The organism is Pseudomonas sp. ITEM 17296, from assembly GCF_028895205.1.
Taxonomy (GTDB): domain Bacteria; phylum Pseudomonadota; class Gammaproteobacteria; order Pseudomonadales; family Pseudomonadaceae; genus Aquipseudomonas; species Aquipseudomonas kermanshahensis.
The window spans coordinates 1-3,882 of the sequence record NZ_WJRS01000055.1; the positions used below are offsets into that span (position 1 = coordinate 1).

Sequence of the window (3,882 nt, forward strand, 5' to 3'; positions counted from 1 at the left end):
CTCGTTGCGCAGGCGTACGAGTTGGCCGAGCTTGTCCCAGTGGTAGGTGAGGGTAGTGTCGTTGGCGTTGTGGCGTTGATGGAGTAGGCCGGCCTCGTTGTAGTCTCAGCGGGTACGCCGATTCAGCGGGTCAGTGAAGCTGAGCAGTCGGCCTTCGGCGTCATGGTCGAAGCGGTCCTGAGTCTTGTCGGGGTAAACCACACGGCTCAAGTGGCCCGCTTCATAGCGATATTCGGTTACCTGGCCGGCAGCGTTGGTGAGCTTGGCCAGTTGCCCAAGTACGTCATACTTCCACAGTGTGGTCTTGCCCGAGCAGTCCGTGTAGCTGGCCAGCTGTCCGTCACCGTTGTACGTGAGCTTCTTCTCACCGCCGTTGGCATCGATGATGGCGATGGGCAGATTGTCGCTGTTGTAGGTGTACTGGGTTTTGTTCTCCAGCGGGTCGATGGCTTCGATGATGTTGCCGCGCTGATCGTAGTCATAGCGCCATAGCCCACCCTCTGGATCTCGTGTTTTGAAGCGCTGGTCGAGATCATCGTAGGCATGGTGGATCGATGTGCCGTTCGGTCGGGTGTGCTGCAGCAGATTGCTGCGCTCATCGTAGGCATAGTGGTCGATACTGCCATCGCGATGTACGTGTTGGACCACATTCATCGCATCGTCGCGGAAGAACCACTCCTCGTTGCCGTCGGGATGGACGATGCGGTAGGTGTAGCCTTGAAGGTTGTAGTAGTGCTTGGTTTCGTTGCCAAGCGCATCCGTCACGTAGGTAAGACGGATGTTCTTGTCCCACTCAAGTCGTACTTCGTAGCTGCCATCGTCTGCCCACTCGTGAATGGCTTTGGCGTCAGCCCCCTCGCCGAGCCATTCCAGGTTCATGGCCCGCCCAGTACGGTCGGTGTATCGAGTGATCAGGTGGTGTTGATAGGTGTAGCCCCACTGTCTGCCATGCTCATCGCGTGCGGATACGAGATCACCGTCTGCGCTGTAGTCATATTCGGCCAATTGCCGTAGCGATTCGCCGTCGTTCATCAGCCATAGGCTGGCAATGCGTCCGCTTGGATCAAGACGGGTATGGATGTGCTGATGGACCTGGTCGTTTTGATAGGTCAGTAGGTCCGACAGGACATGAGTACCCTTGTGAAAGTGCTCGTAATGCAGGGCGACTCTGGCGCCACCACGATGGCGTATGGCGATAAGACGGAAGACGTTGCCGATGCGCTCATATTGCTCTTCAACGCGATGCCCATAGGCCAGCGACAGTGTTCGCTCGCCGGTACGAACGAGTACTATTTCCTCAATAGGGTCATGATGGAATTTTCCGACTTTGGGCAGCGGATAGTTATGCGAACGGCCATCGGAAGCCTGATAGCAAAGGGCGTCATCGGTGATTTCAAAGTGCACGGTGAAGGGGGATATCCACCGTGCACCCAGTGGGCCGCTATCGAGCGCAGACTGACTGGATCGGTAGTTGCGCACCCACGAAACTGGAAACGGTCCAGGGAGAGTAAAGTCGGTATGGATAAGCTGTTCCGAGCCCTTTGCAAACGTGATGCTTTTTCCCGTGCAAGGGCATGTGCCGTTCTTCGCAGGTTTTGGCTCATTCCTCGGACCAGGTTGTCTGTTGACCGCACCCAGCTCATGTTGGCGGCTAACACCTTTGGCTTGTCTGATTCCAGTTGGCGGAACGCTGCTGTTGAGGTGGGTGCGCTTGCGTTGAGCGGCCTTGGCCAGCATGGTCAACAGATAGGCAATGCTATGCTCGGTGTTTGCATTACCGAGGTTCTTGAGGCTTTGCTCAACCTCGGTAGCCAGTTGCCTGAGTAGTCCAACGTACTTGAAGCCAATGGCTTTTATGTAGGGAGGTATGATCTGGGATAACTGGTTGAGAGTGGCAACTGTAGCCACTTCAATGGGTAGCGTTGCATGCTTTGCAAGCTGCTCCAGTAAGGAAAGGTCCTCGCTTTTGGCGGCTGGTTTGTGCTTCAGCTGCCCCTTCAGGAAGTCGTCAACGCCGCTGGCAATCGTAAGCATGATTGCCTTGCCTCTTTTCCCGCATTCCGCAAGTAGCTCAGACAATGCGGCTTGAGCATGCATGACGAAATTTTCCAGTTCGCCGAGGATTGTCGCGTTGAGGTGCCCGGTTAGTACGGTAATCAGTGCTTCACCGAGTGCTGCTTTAGGGTTGGCCTTGACCTGCTGTTTGACCAGGTGCAGGGCAGGTCTGAGGCTTTTTCTAGCAAAGGCCATTGTGGGTGGAATTGGGATTATTCCAATCAGATTTATCCCGAGGCTTACCCAGTCGAGTACGTTTTTGTCCTTGCTTTCTGTGAGTACGATAATGTCGCCAACGGCGTCTACCGCCGCCATGATGTTGTTGGCGATAGGGATGAACTCTGCGACGGTTTTCAGATCAGCGAGGGTCAGTCTGTTTTCGCTGAGTTGCCTTAGCCAGAGGTCGACAGTATTTGCTCCCTCTTCTATGTCTTCCGGGGGAATTTCTCTAATAGGGGCGACGGCCGTTTCGTGCGGACGTGCAGCTGGTGCCGTAGTCATAGTCTTGTTTTCCCCAAGGTGGCGGTGGCCGAGGTTTTCAGCTCGTCAGTGACGGGGTTCTTCAGGGATTGACTGAGCAGTCCATCGGTGCCTGAGGAATTGAGTGCGGCAGCGTTCGAGAGAATCGCTGTTGCAACCTGCTCAACTGCCTTGGTTGCAAGCTCAGCGGTTGTTGAACTCGAAGCGGTTTCGCTGGCTGCTTTGATTTCACTCGCTGGCGACCAGGTGTCAGTCGGGTCCTTCCCCAGCGTCACCTTGGCCGGTCCGGAGGCGAGCCCTGCCACGCTGGCGAAGCCTTCGCTGTCCAGTTTTCCTGTGAACACCCTGCCGAGTGCGTCTTCGACGCGGTAGTCCGCCATCTCGTAGGCGTGGCGGCTGGCATAGTGCTGAAACAGCTCCAGATTGCCCTTGCCTGCTTTGGGCTCTTCGGGAAACGCTGCTGCTTCGCTTTTCGAGCCTTTGTAGATGAAGTCGGTGGCATGAGCCGTGTACTCGCCGGCTGTGGCGTGCAGGATCCCGCCCGCGTTGTAGGTCGTACTGCTGCCGCCGGCCTGGATGACCAACTCCTCCTTGGCGCTGAGGGTGATGCGTTCGGCGGTGACGCTGACCTTGAGCTTGGCTAGGAGGTTGATGTTGTCCTTGAGCGCCTTCAGGTCGATGTCGCCGGAGGCCGCGATCAGTCGCCAGCCCATGCTTTGCACGAACTGCCGTACGCCCCGACTGGCACTTATCAGCAGGCGTTTGCCAATGGCCATGCTGGTGTGGCCGCCGGTGCTCAGGCCCAGGTGTTCGCCGCTGGCGATGTGGGTGGATTGCGGTGTGCTCGTCGCGATGCCGGTTGGGCTGGCGATCACCAGTTGCGGGTCGGCCAGTTCGGGGAAGCGGTTGGCTTCAGGGTTGCCACCGCTGCCGCGAATGGCGTCGTGCTGGGCCTTGAGGGCATCACCCACTTCATCCTGATCGCCGCCTTCCTGGGCCAGGTGATCGCGGGCTTCACTGGCGAAGGTGGTGTGGTATTCCTGGGCGGTCTTCAGGCGCTCGGCGGTTTCGGCGAGGTCCGTATGGTGTTCACTGGCCCGGGTACGTGCCTCCGTCGTTAGCAGCAAGCCGCCACCCGCACGCACCACGCCGTGGGTATCGGTGCGCAGTTCAAAGCCTTGCCCACGAGGCTTCCCGCCAAAGTGGCGAGGATGGGTGAGGTAACCGAGGTTCAGTGCCGAGTGGTCGTGATCGCTCATCAGCGCTGCGCTGATCTGCCCGGTGGTGTCGTCCAGGCGCAGTTCGTTGTGGCGCTTGCCGTGGTGCTCCTTGCTGCGGATCGGGCTG

General features: G+C 57.9%; 2 protein-coding genes. Both read right to left on the reverse strand.

Translation table 11 applies throughout. The annotated features are described in order from the left end of the window. Positions 1-105: 105 nt before the first annotated feature. Positions 106-2,556 carry a DUF6531 domain-containing protein gene (locus tag GIB19_RS27910; RefSeq protein WP_274888827.1) on the reverse strand — a complete coding sequence of 817 codons (2,451 nt, stop codon included), beginning with the start codon at positions 2,554-2,556 and terminating at the stop codon, positions 106-108. Next, a partial coding sequence (locus tag GIB19_RS27915) for a type VI secretion system Vgr family protein (RefSeq protein WP_274888829.1) occupies positions 2,553-3,882 on the reverse strand: 1,330 nt, incomplete at its 5' end. The genes GIB19_RS27915 and GIB19_RS27910, both read right to left, overlap by 4 nt.